Source organism: Pseudomonas sp., assembly GCF_030147005.1.
In the GTDB taxonomy this organism is placed as follows: domain Bacteria; phylum Pseudomonadota; class Gammaproteobacteria; order Pseudomonadales; family Pseudomonadaceae; genus Aquipseudomonas.
Map to the genome: position 1 here is coordinate 55,414 of NZ_JASLAW010000251.1, position 16,871 is coordinate 72,284.

12 protein-coding genes and 1 pseudogene are annotated in these 16,871 nt (G+C 61.7%); 9 read left to right on the forward strand and 4 right to left on the reverse strand.

Annotated elements, in window-relative coordinates; translation table 11 throughout:
- Positions 1 to 5: 5 nt before the first annotated feature.
- A complete protein-coding gene (locus tag Q1V60_RS24175; RefSeq protein ID WP_057721728.1) occupies positions 6 to 398 on the reverse strand; it encodes a MerR family DNA-binding transcriptional regulator in 393 nt (130 codons plus the stop codon).
- Positions 399 to 479: 81 nt separating this feature from the next.
- Here Q1V60_RS24175 and Q1V60_RS24180 point away from each other — a divergent pair.
- A pseudogene (locus Q1V60_RS24180) lies at positions 480 to 563 on the forward strand (outer membrane lipoprotein carrier protein LolA); the annotation flags it as partial.
- A gap of 19 nt (positions 564 to 582) precedes the next feature.
- On the opposite strand, the gene Q1V60_RS24185 reads toward Q1V60_RS24180, so the two are convergent.
- Positions 583 to 1,518, reverse strand: a complete 936-nt coding sequence (locus tag Q1V60_RS24185) for a LysR family transcriptional regulator (protein WP_017848108.1) — start codon at positions 1,516 to 1,518, stop codon at positions 583 to 585.
- A 169-nt stretch (positions 1,519 to 1,687) separates the two neighbouring features.
- Between Q1V60_RS24185 and Q1V60_RS24190 the strand changes: the two genes are divergently transcribed.
- Positions 1,688 to 2,917, forward strand: a complete 1,230-nt coding sequence (locus tag Q1V60_RS24190; RefSeq protein ID WP_300635542.1) for an acyl-CoA dehydrogenase — start codon at positions 1,688 to 1,690, stop codon at positions 2,915 to 2,917.
- A 124-nt stretch (positions 2,918 to 3,041) separates the two neighbouring features.
- Here the strand turns inward: Q1V60_RS24190 and Q1V60_RS24195 are convergent, their stop codons facing one another.
- Both Q1V60_RS24195 and xthA read right to left on the reverse strand, forming a co-directional pair.
- Positions 3,042 to 4,373 (reverse strand): phosphate ABC transporter substrate-binding/OmpA family protein, encoded by a 1,332-nt coding sequence (locus tag Q1V60_RS24195; RefSeq protein WP_300635544.1) that lies wholly within the window; start codon positions 4,371 to 4,373, stop codon positions 3,042 to 3,044.
- Positions 4,374 to 4,682: 309 nt separating this feature from the next.
- Positions 4,683 to 5,495, reverse strand: coding sequence for an exodeoxyribonuclease III (gene xthA / locus Q1V60_RS24200; protein ID WP_300635546.1), 813 nt, complete (start codon positions 5,493 to 5,495; stop codon positions 4,683 to 4,685).
- A 169-nt stretch (positions 5,496 to 5,664) separates the two neighbouring features.
- Here xthA and Q1V60_RS24205 point away from each other — a divergent pair, with 169 nt between their 5' ends.
- The 7 genes from Q1V60_RS24205 (at position 5,665) to Q1V60_RS24235 (ending at position 16,780) form a co-directional block, all read left to right on the forward strand.
- Entirely contained in the window at positions 5,665 to 6,315 is a 651-nt protein-coding gene (locus Q1V60_RS24205; RefSeq protein WP_300635548.1) for a GNAT family N-acetyltransferase, read from the forward strand.
- 64 nt (positions 6,316 to 6,379) lie between these two features.
- A complete protein-coding gene (locus Q1V60_RS24210; RefSeq protein ID WP_300635550.1) occupies positions 6,380 to 8,107 on the forward strand; it encodes an autotransporter assembly complex family protein in 1,728 nt (575 codons plus the stop codon).
- Complete coding sequence (locus Q1V60_RS24215) at positions 8,104 to 11,793, forward strand: translocation/assembly module TamB domain-containing protein (RefSeq protein WP_300635552.1); 3,690 nt, start codon at positions 8,104 to 8,106, stop codon at positions 11,791 to 11,793. The genes Q1V60_RS24210 and Q1V60_RS24215 overlap by 4 nt, the downstream gene beginning before the upstream one ends.
- Before the next feature lie 321 nt (positions 11,794 to 12,114).
- A complete protein-coding gene (locus tag Q1V60_RS24220; protein WP_300635553.1) occupies positions 12,115 to 12,585 on the forward strand; it encodes a MarR family transcriptional regulator in 471 nt (156 codons plus the stop codon).
- A complete protein-coding gene (locus tag Q1V60_RS24225) occupies positions 12,585 to 14,036 on the forward strand; it encodes an efflux transporter outer membrane subunit (RefSeq protein ID WP_300635555.1) in 1,452 nt (483 codons plus the stop codon). The genes Q1V60_RS24220 and Q1V60_RS24225 overlap by 1 nt, the downstream gene beginning before the upstream one ends.
- Before the next feature lie 15 nt (positions 14,037 to 14,051).
- On the forward strand, positions 14,052 to 15,251 hold the full coding sequence (locus Q1V60_RS24230; RefSeq protein ID WP_300635557.1) for an HlyD family efflux transporter periplasmic adaptor subunit: 1,200 nt from the start codon (positions 14,052 to 14,054) through the stop codon (positions 15,249 to 15,251).
- Positions 15,251 to 16,780, forward strand: a complete 1,530-nt coding sequence (locus tag Q1V60_RS24235; RefSeq protein WP_300635559.1) for a DHA2 family efflux MFS transporter permease subunit — start codon at positions 15,251 to 15,253, stop codon at positions 16,778 to 16,780. Before Q1V60_RS24230 ends, Q1V60_RS24235 begins: the two co-directional genes overlap by 1 nt.
- Positions 16,781 to 16,871: the final 91 nt, after the last annotated feature.

Sequence of the window (16,871 nt, forward strand, 5' to 3'; positions counted from 1 at the left end):
TCTGGTCAATGGCCGGCCTGGCGCATGGTATGTGCCAGGGCCTGGGTGCAACGCTCTTCGGCGGTGTCCAGTTCCAGCTTCATCTGTTCGATATCCAGCAGCTGCTGCTCAAGCTGCTCACGGCGCTCGGCGATCTTTGCGAGCATGCTGTTGAGTTGGATGTGGTTGCCGCTGGTGGGGTCGTAGAGTTCGATCAACTCGCGGCACTCGGCCAGGGAAAAGCCGATGCGCTTGCCGCGCAGAATCAGCTTGAGGCTGACCTTGTCCCGTGCCGAGTAAATGCGTTCCTGGCCCCGGCGTTCCGGGGCCAGCAGGCCTTGCTCCTCGTAGAAGCGAATGGCACGCGTGGTGATATCGAGTTCGCGGGCAAGGTCGGAGATGCTGTAGGTGGTGCTCATGGCGTCGCTCAAGAAAGTCTTGGTGCTAAGCTAATGGCAGGTTGACGTAAGCGTCAACCATCAATTCCTGTAGGAGCGAGCTTGCTCGCGAAAAACGTCAACGATAACGCGGTAAGGCTGATACCCAACGGCGCGCTCAAGTTCTTCGCGAGCAAGCTCGCTCCTGCAGGGAAGGGCGGCAGGTTCAGGCTTGCAGCTTGTCGAGTTTCTTCTCATGGGCCGTCACCTGCTGGCACAACTCAATCATCTGCTCACGCATCCAGCGGTTGGCCGGGTCCTGGTCGGTGCTTTCATGCCAGTACAGGTGGGTTTCCACTGGCGGCACATCATTGACCGGCAGGTTGAACCAGTGCAGCTCATGGCGGCGGGCAAAGCGTTCGGGCACGGTCATGACCATGTCGGTCTGCTGCAATACTTGCGACGCCATCAGATAGTGCTGGGAGCGCAGGGCGATCTTGCGCTGGATGCCCATTTTGCCCAGCGCCAGGTCAACGTGGCCCAGGCCGTTGCGGCGGCTGGAAATATGGATATGGGTCAGCGACAGGTAGTCATCCAGGGTGAATTTGTCCTTGCCCGCCATCGGATGGCCCTTGCGCATGGCGCACACGTAGCGGTCTTCCATCAGCTTGACGTGGCGCACCTGCGGGTCGGTGTTGAGCGGGGCATCCACGGCAAAATCCAGGCGCCCGGCGGCCAGCTCCTTGGTGGTTTCGCGGCGTTTGGACAAGAAACTCTCGATGACCACCGTCGGCGCCAGGCGGCGCAGGCGCTGGAACAGCAGGGGCAATATCACTGCTTCGGTAAGGTCGGTCATGCTGATGCGATAGGTCTTGGCCGCCTGTTGCGGATTGAAGATCCGGCTCTCCTGCACTGAAACCCGCAGCAACGACAATGCGTTGCGCACCGGGCCGATAATGTTCTGCGCCATCGGCGTAGGCACCATGCCTTGGGCGGTGCGCACGAACAGCGGGTCGTTGAACGTCTCGCGCAGGCGTGCCAGAGCGTTGGACACCGCCGGTTGGGTGATGCCGACAATCTGCCCGGCACGGGTCAGGTTGGCTTCGGTGTAGATCGCGTCGAAGACGATAAAGAGGTTGAGATCGACCTTGCTCAGATTCATTTTGGTTGCGCTCTTATTGTTAGGTGGCGATTTTTCTTACGTGCTCAGGCGTCGATCATATATCGGTGATGAATGTTAATACACGCCGAGAATAGGCTAGGTAAATTATGAGCGCTGTTCTAGCATCGATTGCATGACCTAAACAACCTCTCAAAGAAGGGAGCCGCTCATGGATTTCGCCTATTCGCCCAAGGTTCAGGAACTGCGTGAACGCGTCACCGCATTCATGGACGCTTACGTCTACCCGGCCGAGCCGGTGTTCGAACGCCAGGTCAGCGAAGGCGACCGCTGGCAGCCCACCGCCATCATGGATGAGCTCAAAGCCAAGGCTAAAGCCGAGGGCTTGTGGAACCTGTTCCTGCCGGAGTCTGAGCTGGGCGCCGGTCTGAGCAACCTCGAATACGCGCCGCTGGCCGAAATCATGGGCCGCTCGTTGTTGGGCCCGGAGCCGTTCAACTGCTCCGCCCCCGACACCGGCAACATGGAAGTACTGGTGCGCTACGCCAATGAAGAGCAGAAACAGCGCTGGCTTGAACCGCTGCTGCGCGGCGAGATTCGTTCAGCCTTCGCCATGACTGAACCGGATGTGGCCTCCTCGGACGCCACCAACATGGCCGCCCGCGCCGAACGCCAGGGCGACGAATGGGTGATCAACGGCAAAAAGTGGTGGACCTCCGGCGCCTGCGACCCGCGCTGCAAGATCCTGATCTTCATGGGCCTGAGCAACCCGGATGCGCCACGCCATCAACAGCATTCGATGATTCTGGTGCCGGTGGACACCCCGGGCGTAAAAATCGTGCGCCCGCTGCCGGTGTTCGGCTACGACGACGCGCCCCACGGTCACGCCGAAGTGCTGTTCGACAACGTGCGCGTGCCTTACGAGAACGTACTGCTGGGTGAAGGCCGTGGGTTTGAGATCGCCCAGGGACGGCTTGGCCCGGGCCGTATCCACCACTGCATGCGCTCCATCGGCATGGCCGAGCGCGCGCTGGAATTGATGTGCAAACGCGCGGTCAGCCGCAGTGCATTCGGCAAACCGCTGGCCCGCCTGGGGGGCAATATCGACAAGATTGCCGACTCGCGCATGGAAATCGACATGGCGCGCCTGCTGACTTTGAAAGCGGCCTACATGATGGACACCGTGGGCAATAAAGTCGCAAAAAGCGAAATCGCCCAGATTAAAGTGGTCGCGCCGAACGTGGCGCTGAAGGTTATCGACCGTGCGATCCAGATTCACGGCGGTGCCGGCGTTTCCAATGACTTCCCGCTGGCCTATATGTACGCCATGCAACGCACCTTGCGCCTGGCCGACGGCCCGGACGAAGTGCACCGTGCGGCGATCGGCAAGTTCGAGATTGGCAAGTATGTGCCCAAAGAGCTGATGCGCAGCGGGCAGTAATAACGCGCCGCCTGCATTCGCGAGCAAGCCCGTTCCCACACTTGACCGATTTCCAGCAGGGGAAAGCGGTCGAATGTGGGCTTGCCCGCGACGAGGCCAGTCGACGCACCACGAAACCGACGGCTCAGTACACCCAAACCTCCACCCGCCGATTCTTGATCCGCCCTTCATCCGCCGTGTTCGCCGCCACCGGCATCTGCGCGCCAAACCCGCGAATATCGCGCAGCACCACGCCGCTTTTCACCAGCTCCCGGCGCACTGCCATCGCCCGCAACTTGGAGAGCAAGGCCGCCCGCTGGGGATCATTCTTGGCATCGCCAAACCCCACCAGCGTCACCTGCTTGTGCAATTTGCCGTGGCTTTTTATATAAGCCACCACCCGCTGCAAATCCTGGCGCGCCTTGTTGTCCAGGCTGGCGCTGCCTTCCTCGAAACGAAAATTCACCGTCAAGCGCTGGGCGTTGCGCACGATCGCCTGATAACCCTCGGGCATCGAGGCGCGCGGTTCTACGCTAATTGCCTGCACGTGCTGGGCGATAAAGCCGTTGGCCGCCACAATCGCCTGGCCTTGGCCGCTTTGGGCAAAGTCCACTAATGCTTTGGCCCAGAGGTTATGCGACGACGGGGGCAGATAAAAGTACAGCCGCCGCGACAGCGGGTAATCCTCGGTGGCGATCAGGCTGTTGAGGGGCAACATCGCTTGCGAGTCGCCATCGACAATGGCCACTGCCTTGGCTTGGCGTACATAGGGCAGGCCGATGAAACCGATGCCTTGAGGGTCTTGGCTGACCGCATCGGACAGCGCTTCGCTGGACTCAAAACGCCGTGCCGACGCGGCCAGCGGTTTGCCGCGTCGGCTCAGCACCAGCTCCTTGAAGGTGTCATAGGTGCCGGACTGATCGTCCCGCGCGTACACATGAATGGCTCCGCCAATGCCGCCCAGTGCTTCCCAGCTGCTGATCTCGCCATTGAAGATCTTCGCCAGTTGCGCGGTGTTCAGCGTATTGAGCGGGTTGCGGGGGTTGAGGATGATTGCCAGGCCATCGATGGCGATCACCTGTTCGGCTTCGGGGCTTTTCAGGTCGCCCAGGGTTTCCAGGTCGACCAGTTCGTTGTCTTTGATCGGACGCGACGACGCGGCGAGGTCGGCGCTGTTATTTTTCAGCGCGGCAAATCCTGTACTGGAACCATGGGCGGCTACGTCGATGCTCACGGTTTTACCCTGACGGGTCGTGCCGATCACGCGCTGTTCATTGGCGCCCTCGGCGGGTTCAATGTACACGCCTTGCAAACCCTGGCGCTCCATCAACCCCTTCACCAAGGCCGGGCCCAAACCCGCGCCGATGGTGTTGGAACCCTGGATGCGCAATGCCGGGCCTTGATCCGGAAGGGGGAGCGCAGCGGACACAGCGAAGAAAGGGAACAGGGTCAGCAGTAACAGAACGCGCAGCCTCATGCCGGCACCTTTTTGCGCCAAAGGAAGTGCCGCGAGATTAAGTCAGTTGGATTGCAGCAATATGACTGACACTCGATAGGTCAAGAATGTGGGGGAGCTTGCCCTAATGCCGGTCAGTGAAGCGCTAGGCCGGACAACCGGTGACCTGTGGCGAGGGAGCTTGCCCCCGCTGGGCTGCGTAGCGGTCCCCTTTTTTCCAGGGCCGCTTCGCGACCCGGCGTGAGCAAGCTCCCTCACGACGGTACAGCACTCTTTCTTAACTGACCGCGTTAGCGCTAGCCTCCTCCCACACTTGAGGATTCAGGAAAATCAGCTCAGCTCAAGCCATATCGGCGCATGGTCCGAGGGCTTTTCCAAGGCCCGCAAATCATAATCGACGCCGGCATCCTTGACCCGTGAGAGCAAGCCATTGGACGCCATGATCACGTCGATGCGCAGCCCGCGCTTGGGCTCATCCTCAAAGCCACGGCTGCGGTAATCGAACCAGCTGAAGCGGTCGGTCACCTCGGGGTTCAAGTGACGGAAGCTGTCCACCAAGCCCCAGTTTTTCAGGCGGGCCATCCATTCGCGCTCTTCCGGCAGGAAGCTGCACTTGCCGGTTTTCAGCCAGCGTTTGGCGTTGTCGGCGCCGATGCCGATGTCGCAGTCCTGTGGGGAAATATTCACGTCGCCCATCACTACCAGCGCCTGGTCATTGCTGAACCGGCTTTCCAGCAGTTGTTGCAAGTCTTCATAGAAGCGTTGTTTGGCTGGGAATTTGATGGGATGGTCGCGGCTTTCGCCCTGGGGGAAGTAGCCGTTCATGATGATGACCGGGTTGCCGTTCTCGTCGGCGAAGGTGCCCCAGATGAAACGGCGCTGGGCGTCCTCTTCATCGGTGGCAAAACCTTTGTGCACGCTCAACGCTTCCTTGCGCGAGAGCAGGGCCACACCGTAGTGGCCTTTCTGGCCGTGGTAATAAACGTGATAGCCCAGCGCCTGGACTTCGGCCAGCGGGAATTGGTCGTCGTGGACCTTGGTTTCCTGCAAGCCAATGACATCCGGTTGATGCTTTTCAATCAGCGCCGCCAGCTGATGAGGGCGGGCACGCAGCCCGTTGATATTGAAGGAGACGATTTTCATGGTCGGCAGTCCAGTCTGGCAAAAGGGCGATGCTAGCCGACAAGTCGGATGGGGGCCAGCGTGGCGGTAGGACACATGCGCTGCTAATGTCTGGGAACGACTGGAGCCGCGCAGGTTCGTACCCATAAGAACGCCATCTTTTTGAGTGGCGTCCAGGAGATTGACTGTTATGCCTGACACTTCGACGGCCGCTGCCGACATTCGCGTGCTCAATAGCGGTTATTCCCGCGAAGCGCGTTCCCTGTTGTACCAGGCCTACCGTCACGAACCGACCTTCGCCTACATCTTCGAAGCCGAGCGGCCCGGCTATGAACAGCGGGTACGCGCCACTGTGCGGGAGCTGGTCAAGCAGCATTTTTTCCAGAAGCTTCCGGCCATCGGCTTGTTCATCAACGACCGCTTGATCGGCATCGCCCTTATCGCGCCGCCGCAGCGACGCCTGGGCATCACCGAGAGCTGGGCCTGGCAGATCCGCATGTGGCTGAGCACCGGCGTGCGCGGCACGCGGCGTTACCTTGAATACCATCAGGCCGTGCTGGCGTGCCTGCCCAGCGAGTCGGTGCATGTGTTGCCATTGCTGGGCGTTCATCCGCAGTTTCAAGGCCACCACTACGGCGAGCAATTGCTCGAAGCGGTGCACAACTGGTGCGCCGAAGACCCTCATTCATCGGGTGTGGTGCTCGACACGGGCAATTCCCGTTACCTGGACTTTTATAAACGCCAGGGCTACGAGGAAATCGGTGAAATTGCTGTAGGACCGGTTCTGGAGCACGTGTTTTTTCATCCCAAGCCCCAGGCGTTACGTGCTGCAACGGTTTGAGACAGATTTATTCAGATAAATCTGAGTTCAAAGATCCTCTCTCGCTCGTGTAGCATCCGCGCCTATGAAGTTTCCAGGAAGATTTACCAGCGGCTTGATTCTGCTGTTCACAAGCTGCGGCGCATTGGCGCAAAGCGAATTGGACGTGCGCATCAAGCCCTCAAACGACGCGCTGAAAGCCAACATCGAAGGCTACATCGGCGGGGTGGGCGATCGTGATGAAGCAGCGTTGCTGCGCTTCAGCCGTGGCGCCGAAGAACAGGCGCGCAAAGCGGCCCAGGCGCTGGGCTTCTATCAGCCCCGGATCGCCAGCGATGTGAAGGGTGGCAAGAACCCGCGCCTGATCCTGACCATCGACCCAGGCGAGCCGGTGCACTTGCGCAACGTCACCCTGCGGGTCGATGGCCCGGCGGCGAGCCTCAAGGGGTTTCGCGTGCCTGCCAGTGACGACCTCAAACCGGGCGCGGTGCTCAATCACGGTCATTACGACGATGCCAAGCGCCTGATCCAGAACCAGGCGTCGCGCTACGGCTTTTTCAGCGGGCGCTTTACCCGTCAAAAACTCTCTGTAGACCCCCAGGCGGGCGTAGCCGATATCGAGCTGGTGTACGACAGCGGCCCGCGCTACAGCATGGGCAAGGTCAGCTTTACCGGCGACACGCCATTCGATGAAGAATTGCTGCAACGCATGGTGCCCTTTGAAGGTGGCACACCTTACGACTCCGAACTGATCGCCGAACTCAACCAGAACCTGCAAGCCAGTGGTTTCTTCGAAAGCGTGCGCGTGGACGCCAGCCCCGCCGCTTCGACCAACGACGTGATTCCGGTGGCTGTACAGCTCGATACTCGCAAGCCGCGCACCATGGGCCTGGGCCTGGGCTATTCGACTGACGTCGGCCCGCGGGGCAGGGCCAACTGGACGCGCCACTGGGTCAACCCCCAGGGCCACAGTTATGGCTGGGAGGCCGAGCTCTCGGCGCCGCGGCAGAACGTTGGCCTGTGGTATGACATCCCGCTCGACCCACCGCTCACCGACAAATTGCGCTTTGCCGGCGGTTACCAGAATGAAGAGCTTGCCAACACCGACACCTTGAGCAAGCTGCTCACCCTCGGCCCCGAATGGCACAGCAAGTTACCCAGTGGCTGGACGCGGGTCATCTCACTTAAATACCAGCGTGAAGAGTACCTCCTGGGCAATGACTCGGGCATGAGTAACCTGGTGATGCCGGGGATCAGCTATTCCTACCTGCGCAGCGACAATCGTATCGATCCGCACAACGGCTATCGCCTGATGTTCGACAGCAAGGTCGCCAAGGAAGGGCTTGGCTCCGACACTAATCTGCTGTACGGCACCGCCACCATCAAAGGCTTGACCACCCTGTGGGATAACCACCGGTTCCTGGGCCGCGCGCAATTGGGCGGCAGCGCCACCAACGGCTACAAGTCCGTGCCGCCGTCGCTGCGTTTCTTTGCCGGTGGCGACCAGAGCGTACGGGGTTATGAATACCAGACCCTGTCACCGGAAAACGATCGGGGCGATCGCATCGGCGGCCGTTATATGGTGGCCCTGAGCGCGGAGTACCAATATTCCATTGCCGATAAATGGCGGATCGCCACCTTTATCGACCAGGGCAACTCGTTCAATACCCTGGACATGCCCAGCCTGAAAACCGGTGTGGGCGTCGGGGTGCGCTGGGTCTCGCCCGTTGGCCCGATCCGCCTCGACCTGGCCCATGCCCTGGAAGACCCGGGCGGCATTCGATTGCACTTTTCCATGGGGCCTGAGCTGTGAGACGTGGTTTGAAAATAGCGGGGCTGGCATTGATTGCCATCCTCGCCGTGGTGGTGTTGGCGCTGTGGTCGGTATTGGGCACTCAAGCGGGCAGCCGTTGGGCCTTGGGCCAAGTGCCGGGCTTGAGCGTAGCGAACTTTCAGGGTCGACTGGGCGGCCAATGGAGTGCCGACCAGCTGATATGGGCGCAAGGCAGCAGCCGCGTCGAGCTGAATGCGCCGACATTTGCCTGGTCGCCCGCGTGCCTGCTGCGCATGACCCTCTGCATCGATCAGTTGGACGTGGAGCAGGTCAGCCTGCAATTTCCGCCCAGCGCCGAAGAGAGCAGCAGCGGGCCCATCGCGTTGCCCGACCTGAACCTGCCGCTTGCCGTTCAGTTGGGCGAGGTTCGCGTCGGTACGTTGCTGTTTAACGGCAGTGAAGAGCTCAAGGGCTTGCAATTGGCCGCGCACTGGACCGCCGAAGGCATGCAGATTGACGCGGTGCACCTGCAAAGGGGCGGTCTGGTGCTGGACTTGTCCGGCCTGCTGCAACCTGTCGGCGACTGGCCTTTGACCGCCAGCGGTAATCTCAGCCTGCCTTATGCACCGGGCGGCGCACCCTGGGCGGTTGCCCTCAAGGTCGAAGGTGACCTGCTCAAGACACTCAAGCTCGACGCTGACAGCAGTGGCTACCTGCCGGCCAAGCTCAGTGGCGAGTTGCAGCCGCTGGCGGACAACCTGCCGGCCCAGTTGCACATCACCGCTGACGCCTTCAAGCCCAGCGCCGATCTGCCTGACACCTTGCAACTCAATCAATTGGACCTGAGCGCCAAGGGCGATCTGAAAAACGGTTACCAACTGCTGGGCAAAGCGCTGCTGCCGGCAGAAAAAGGCCCGGTGAATTTGCTGCTCAACGGCAAGGTTGACGCCAAGGGCGCGCAGATCGCCGGCCTGGACCTGAACGCCGGCGCCCGACAAAGCCTCAAGCTCAGCGCCAACCTGGACTGGCAACAAGGCTTCAGCGCCGACGCCAAGCTCGATTGGCTGGATTTCCCCTGGCATCGCCTCTATCCGCTGATCGACGAACCGCAGGTGGCCTTGCGCGCTTTCAACGGTGAAATTTCCTATAAAGATGGCAACTACCTGGGCAACCTGAAGGCCGATCTCGATGGCCCGGCCGGCAAGTTCAACGTGGTCACGCCGTTCAGTGGCGACCTCAAGCAAATCTTCCTGCCTGAACTCAAGCTGACCGCCGGTCAAGGTAAAGCCGAAGGCCATCTGACGGTGCAATTTGCGGACGGCCTCGCCTGGGACACTGCGCTGGATCTGTCGGCGTTGAACCCGGCGTATTGGGTCGCCGAATTACCCGGCACCCTGGCCGGGCCGCTGCGCAGCAAAGGCGAATTCAAGAACGAGCAGATCAAGCTCAACGCCGACCTCGACCTAAAGGGTCGTCTGCGCGGTCAAACCGCCGTGCTCGCGGCCAAGGCCGAAGGCGCGGGGCAACAATGGACGCTCGCCAACCTGGACATCCGCCTGGGCGACAATCGCATCAACGGCAGCGGCAGCCTGCAGCAACGCTTGGCCGGGCAGATCGATATCAAGCTGGCGCGCCTGGCCCAGCTCTGGCCGCAACTGCGCGGGCAGGTCAATGGTCGCCTCGATGTGGCCGGTACCTTGCAGGCGCCCCAAGGCAAACTCGACCTCAAGGGCCAGCAGCTGGCGTTCGCCGATAACCGCCTGCAAAGCCTGAACCTCGATGCCACGCTGGACAGCGCCCAGCGCGCGAAAATCGACCTCAAGGGCAGCGGCATCCAAAGCGGGGAGACCCAGGTTGGCACGCTTTCGGCCAGCGCTCAGGGCGATATCAAGAACCAGAAGGTCCAGCTGGCTCTGGCCGGCCCTTTGGTCAAGCTGGCCCTGGCCTTGGACGGCAACCTCGACAAAGGCAACTGGCGTGGGCGCCTGGCCAGTGGTGACGTACAAGCCGGTGGCCAGGACTGGAGGCTGCAAGCCCCGGCGAAAATCGAGCGCCTGGCCGATGGCAAACTCACCTTCGCTGCCCACTGCTGGGTGTCCGGTGGCGCCAGCCTGTGTGGCGAAGACCAACGCCTGATGCCGGAGCCGAAGCTGCGTTACCACCTCAAGCAATTCCCTATCGACAGCCTCGCGGCATTCATGCCCAAAGATTTCGCCTGGCAGGGCAAGCTCAACGCCGACGTGCAACTTGATCTGCCGGCCGGCGGCCCCAAAGGCGTGGTGTCGGTGGACGCCGGTGGCGGCAACCTGCGCGTGCGCGACAAGGGCCAGTGGCTGGATTTCCCCTACGACACCCTCAAGCTGGAAGCCACCCTCAACCCCAAACGCATCGACACCCGGTTGAACTTCCGTGGCGGCAAGCTCGGCGAGCTGCTGTTGCAGGCGCAGATCAATCCGCTGCCGGCCAGCAAGCCGATCACCGGCAATTTCAGCCTCACCGGGCTGGACCTGGCGGTGGCACGACCGTTCGTGCCGATGGTGGAAAAACTCAGCGGCAAGCTCAATGGCAACGGGCGGATTTCCGGCGGCTTGCTCGCGCCCCTGGTCAACGGCAGCGTCAATCTGGTGGATGGCGAAGTGTCCGGTCCGGAATTGCCCGTGAGCCTGGAGGGCCTCAATGTGCAGGCCCTGATTGCCGGCGAAAGCGTGCAGCTCGACGGCGCCTGGCGCAGCGGCAAGGCCGGGCAGGGCAGCCTGCGGGGCCAGATCGATTGGAGCCGCGCTCTTGTGGTCGACCTGAGCCTCAAGGGCTCGCAACTGCCCGTGACGGTCGAGCCCTATGCCGTATTAGAAGTGGCGCCCGACCTGAAAATCAGCCTCAAGGACGACAAGCTGGCGATTGCCGGCAAGGTGCACATCCCGCGCGGCGATATCACCGTGCGCGAGTTGCCGCCATCCACTGTCAAGGTGTCCGACGACACGGTGATCGTCGGCAGCCAGACCGAAGAGGGCAAACCGCCGATGGCCATGGCCATGGATATCGACGTAGAGGTGGGCGAGGACCAACTCAACTTCGCCGGCTTCGGCCTCACCGCCAAAGTGCAGGGCCACGTGCATATCGGCGACAACATGGACACCCGTGGCGAGCTGTGGCTCAACGACGGCCGTTACCGTGCCTACGGCCAGCGCCTGAACGTACGCCGCGCGCGCCTGTTGTTCGCCGGGCCGTTGGATCAACCGTTCCTGGACATCGAGGCTGTACGCGTGACCACCGAGTCCTCCCGGACGGTCACGGCCGGCATTCGTTTGAGCGGCAGTGCCGAGCAACCGACCACGCAGATCTTCTCCGAGCCCGCCATGGCTCAGGAGGACGCGCTGTCCTATCTGGTGCTGGGGCGTTCGCGCACCAACAACGGTGAAGACAACAACATGCTCGCCGAAGCCGCCCTGGGCCTGGGCCTGATGGGCAGCGCCGGGGTCACCTCGGACATCGCCAACAAACTGGGCATCCAGGACTTCGACCTGGATACCCAAGGCAGTGGCAACAACACGGCGGTGGTGGCCAGCGGCAAGATCAACGAGAAACTCAGCCTGCGTTACGGAGTAGGGGTGTTCGAGCCGGCCAACACCATTGCGTTGCGCTACCTGCTGAGCAAGAAGGTGTACCTGGAAGTGGCCACGGGTGTGGCCAGTTCGTTGGATATTTTCTACAAGCGCGACTTCTAAGGCTCACTCACTCCAGCATGTGGGAGGGGCTGGAGCGGACACCGAGCAACCTGTGGCGAGGGAGCTTGCTCCCGCTGTACTGCGCAGCAGTCCTCATTTTCTGGGGCCGCTTCGCGACCCAGCGGGAGCAAGCTCCCTCGCCACAATTGAGCGCTCCTTCGTAACTGGATGGCACGGGCGCTTGCATCCTCTCCGCTTTGTTTTATCACTCAGACGCTGAACAACTAGCAAGCAACCTAACTATTCCATTTGACATTCGCTGCCTAAGCAGTAATATCTCGTCACACATTCACTGCCTAGGCAGTAATAAGGTGACTTCCGATGCCGCACTTCACCCCTGAAAACTTCCACAACTGCCACCTTGGCTTGCTGCTGGGCCGCGCTGCGATCCTCAAGGACCGCATCATCGACACCCATATGGAACCCCACGGCATCACTGCCGCGCAGTTCAAGGTGTTGATCATCATGGCGCAATTCGGCGTCGACACCCCCGCCGAGTTGTGCCGCCACCTGTCCCTGGACAGCGGCTCGATGACGCGCATGCTCGACCGGCTGGAGCAAAAACAACTGCTCAGCCGCAAGCGCTCCGAACTGGACCGCCGCCAGGTGCAGTTGGTACTGACCGCCGACGGCCAGCGCCTGGCGGATATGCTGCCGCACATTGGCGCCCAGGCCCTCAACCAACTGGCCGGTTCACTCGAGCCGGGCGAGCTGGAAACCCTGGAACGGATCCTCAAGAAAATTCTGATAGCTGCGGGTGATGCCATCACCCTTCAGCGGGTAGGTCATTGATGAACACACGCGCATTCAGCCTGGTGCTGATGGCGATGACGTTGGCCGGTTGCGCCAACTACAGTGGCCTTGATACCCAGGGCAAACGCCTCGACGCCAATACCCTGCAAACCGGCAAATCCCTGAGCGGCGTGACGCTGTCCAACGCCGCATGGCCTGCCGCCGACTGGTGGCAAAGCCTCGGCGACCCCCAGCTCGATGGCCTGGTCCAGGAAGCCCTGCAACACAGCCCCGACATGCAAGTCGCCAGTGCCCGCGCGCATCAGGCCCAAGCCGCTGCCTATGCCGCCAACGCCGCCCGCATGCCCACCGTGGATGCCAGCGCCGGTGTCAGCCGTTCGCGGCTGGCCAGGGATCAAGACCCACGCGGGGAGGGCGATGCTTATTCGACGGTGCTTAACATAGGCGCCAGCTTCAATTACAACTTCGACCTGTGGGGCGGCCAACGCGCAGCCTGGGAGGCCGCCCTGGGCCAGGCCCGCGCCGCCGAAGTCGACCAGCAGGCCGCGCGCCTGACCCTGGCCGCCAACGTGGCCAAGGCTTACAGCGATCTGGGCCAGGCGCATATCGTGCGTGACCTGGCTACCGAAGACCTCAAGCGCACCCGCCAAATGCTTGACCTGAGCAAGCGCCGCCTGAGTTCCGGTATCGACAGCCAATATCAGTACCAGCAAACCGAAAGCCTGGAAGCGAGCTCCCAGTCGCAGTTGATCGATGCGGAAAAACAACTGCAAAGCGCGAAAATCGCCCTGGCCGTATTGCTCGGCAAAGGCCCGGACCGTGGCAACGAACTGGCTCGCCCGAATGTATTGAAGCCCACGGCGGTCGCCGTGCCCTCGGTGCTGCCCGCCGAACTGCTCGGTCGACGCCCGGACCTGGTCGCCGCACGTTGGCGGGTGGAAGCCGCGAGCAAGGACATCGCCGCCAGCAAGACCCGCTTCTACCCCAACCTCAACCTGAGCGCGAGCGCCGGCGCCGAATCGTTGCTGGGGGACGCCATGTTCGGTTCGGCCAGCCGCTTCTTCAACGTTGCACCGACGATTTCGCTGCCGATCTTCGACGGTGGTCGTCTGCGCGCCGACCTCGATGCCCGCGACGCCGATTACGATTTGGCGGTGGCTCAGTACAACAAAACCCTGGTGCAAGCCCTGGGTGATATCGGCACCACCCTGTCGCAACTGCGCGACACCGGGCGGCAGATCCAGGCGCAGCAACACGCCGCCGACATCGCCCAACAGTCCTACGACACCGGGGTTCAGCGCTACAGCTCCGGCATCGGTAATTACCTGGATGTGCTCAGCATCGAGCAGCAATTGCTGCAGGCCCAACGTCAGTTGGCGGCCTTGAATGCTGCGCAGATCGATCTGTCGATTCAATTGATGCAGGCCCTGGGTGGCGGGTTCAACGCCGACAACGCGGCCGCGACCACCCCGGCTACACGCACGGAATAATTTGAGGTATTTGTCATGGCCACTGCCGAAAACACTAACGCAACTGAACAACCCAAAGACAACAACCCGCGCAAACGCAAACTCATGCTGATCGGCCTGGCACTGATCGTCATCCTCGGTGCCGTCGGCGTATGGGCCTGGTACGAGTTGTACGGGCGCTTCAACGAAAGCACCGATGACGCCTACGTGAACGGCAACGTGGTGGAAATCACCCCGCTGGTCACCGGTACCGTGGTCAGCATCGGCGCCGACGATGGCGACCTCGTCCACGAAGGCCAGGTGCTGGTCAACTTCGACCCCAACGACGCCGCTGTCGGGCTGCAAAGTGCCCAGGCCAACCTGGCCCGCACCGTGCGCCAGGTGCGAGGCTTGTACAGCAACGTCGATGGCATGAAAGCCCAGGTCAATGCGCAGAAGGCCGACGTGCAGACTGCCCAGGACAACTACAACCGCCGCAAGACCCTGGCCCAGGGCGGGGCGATTTCCCAGGAGGAGTTGTCCCACGCCCGTGACAGCCTGACCGCAGCCCGGAACGCCTTGACCAACCTTGAGCAGCAGCTCAAAACCTCCAACGCTCTGGTGGATGACACGGTGGTTTCGTCCCACCCGGATGTGCTGGCCGCCGCCGCGCAACTGCGCCAGGCGTACCTGACCAATGCTCGCAGCACCTTGATTGCACCGGTCACCGGTTATGTGGCCAAGCGCACCGTGCAACTGGGCCAGCGCGTCCAGCCGGGTACCGCGCTGATGGCAGTGATCCCGCTGGACCAGTTGTGGATCGATGCCAACTTCAAGGAAACCCAACTGCGCGACATGCGCATCGGCCAGCCGGTGGACATCGAATCCGACATTTACGGCAGTGATGTGAAGTACAGCGGCACCGTCGACAGCCTTGGCGCCGGCACCGGCAGCGCGTTTGCCTTGCTGCCCGCGCAGAACGCCACCGGCAACTGGATCAAGATCGTGCAGCGCGTGCCGGTACGCATCCACATCAACGCCCAAGAGCTGGCCAAACACCCGTTGCGAGTCGGCTTGAGCACCGTGGTCAATGTGGACTTGCACGACCAGAGCGGCCCGGTCCTGGCGCAACAGGCGCCGCAGCAGGCGTCGTTCACCACCAACGTGTATGACCGCCAATTGGCCGAGGCCGATGCCATGATCAATCAGTTGATCCATGACAACAGCGTCGCCGCTCCCAAGGCTGCGCAACGCTGATGAGCAATAACGCCTCGTTCACGCCACCCAGCCTGTTGATGGCCACTATCGGGCTGTCGCTGGCGACCTTCATGCAGGTGCTCGACACCACCATCGCCAACGTGGCGCTGCCGACGATTTCCGGCAACCTGGGCGTAAGTTCGGAGCAGGGCACCTGGGTCATTACTTCGTTTGCGGTGAGCAACGCCATTGCCTTGCCGCTCACCGGTTGGTTGAGCCGGCGCTTCGGCGAGGTGAAGCTGTTTCTGTGGGCAACCGTGCTGTTTGTGCTGGCGTCGTTCCTGTGCGGTATTTCCACCTCGATGCCTGAGTTGATCGGCTTTCGCGTGCTGCAGGGGCTGGTGGCGGGGCCGTTGTACCCGATGACCCAGACGCTGCTGATCGCGGTCTACCCACCGGCCAAGCGCGGCATGGCCCTGGCGCTGCTGGCGATGGTCACGGTGGTGGCGCCGATTGCCGGGCCGATTCTCGGCGGCTGGATCACCGACAGCTACAGCTGGCCGTGGATTTTCTTCATTAACGTGCCCATCGGCATCTTTGCGGTGATGGTGGTGCGCGCGCAGTTGAAGAAGCGTCCGGTGGTCACCAGCTACCAGCCGATGGACTACGTGGGGTTGTTGAGCCTGATCGTCGGTGTCGGCGCGTTGCAGATCATCCTCGACAAGGGCAATGACCTGGACTGGTTCGAGTCCAACTTCATCATTATCGGTGCGGTGATCTCGGCGATTGCCCTGGCGGTGTTCGTCATCTGGGAGATGACCGACAAGCACCCGGTGGTGAACCTGCGCTTGTTCGCTTACCGCAACTTCCGCATCGGCACCATCGTGCTGATCCTCGGCTATGCGGGCTTTTTCGGTATCAACCTGATCCTGCCGCAGTGGCTGCAGACTCAGATGGGCTACACCGCGACCTGGGCCGGGCTGGCGGTAGCGCCAATCGGAATCCTGCCGGTGCTGATGTCGCCGTTCGTGGGCAAGTACGCGCACAAGTTCGACCTGCGCCTGCTGGCAGGCCTGGCGTTCCTGGCGATTGGCTTGAGCTGCTTTATGCGAGCCGGCTTCACCAATGAGGTGGACTTCACTCACATCGCCATGGTGCAGCTGTTCATGGGCATCGGCGTGGCGCTGTTCTTCATGCCCACCTTGAGCATCCTGATGTCCGACCTGCCGCCGCACCAGATTGCCGACGGCGCAGGCCTTGCGACGTTCCTGCGCACGCTGGGCGGCAGCTTTGCCGCCTCGCTGACCACCTGGATCTGGATCCGCCGGGCCGACCAGCACCATGCCTACATGAGCGAGAACATGACCACCTATGACTCGGCAACCCGCGATGCCGTGCAGGCGCTCGGTGGAGCCGGGCACAAGGCGTATGCGCAACTGGACCAGATCCTCACCAGCCAGGCGTACATGATGTCCACGGTGGATTACTTCACGTTGCTGGGGTGGATGTTCATGGGCTTGATGTTGCTGGTTTGGCTGGCCAAGCCGCCGTTCGGGGCCAAGGCGGGGCCGGAGGCTTCGGGCCACTGAAACGAGGGTATACACAGTTAAAAAATGTGGGAGCGGGCTTGCTTGCGAATGCAGGGTGTCAGTCGATACATAGGTGACTGATACACCGCAT

Coding starts and splice junctions, on each gene's coding strand:
- Q1V60_RS24175 (WP_057721728.1), bottom strand. CDS start 398: ATGAGCACCACCTACAGCATCTCCGACCTTGCCCGCGAACTCGATATC.
- Q1V60_RS24185 (WP_017848108.1), bottom strand. CDS start 1,518: ATGAATCTGAGCAAGGTCGATCTCAACCTCTTTATCGTCTTCGACGCG.
- Q1V60_RS24190 (WP_300635542.1), top strand. CDS start 1,688: ATGGATTTCGCCTATTCGCCCAAGGTTCAGGAACTGCGTGAACGCGTC.
- Q1V60_RS24195 (WP_300635544.1), bottom strand. CDS start 4,373: ATGAGGCTGCGCGTTCTGTTACTGCTGACCCTGTTCCCTTTCTTCGCT.
- xthA (WP_300635546.1), bottom strand. CDS start 5,495: ATGAAAATCGTCTCCTTCAATATCAACGGGCTGCGTGCCCGCCCTCAT.
- Q1V60_RS24205 (WP_300635548.1), top strand. CDS start 5,665: ATGCCTGACACTTCGACGGCCGCTGCCGACATTCGCGTGCTCAATAGC.
- Q1V60_RS24210 (WP_300635550.1), top strand. CDS start 6,380: ATGAAGTTTCCAGGAAGATTTACCAGCGGCTTGATTCTGCTGTTCACA.
- Q1V60_RS24220 (WP_300635553.1), top strand. CDS start 12,115: ATGCCGCACTTCACCCCTGAAAACTTCCACAACTGCCACCTTGGCTTG.
- Q1V60_RS24225 (WP_300635555.1), top strand. CDS start 12,585: ATGAACACACGCGCATTCAGCCTGGTGCTGATGGCGATGACGTTGGCC.
- Q1V60_RS24230 (WP_300635557.1), top strand. CDS start 14,052: ATGGCCACTGCCGAAAACACTAACGCAACTGAACAACCCAAAGACAAC.
- Q1V60_RS24235 (WP_300635559.1), top strand. CDS start 15,251: ATGAGCAATAACGCCTCGTTCACGCCACCCAGCCTGTTGATGGCCACT.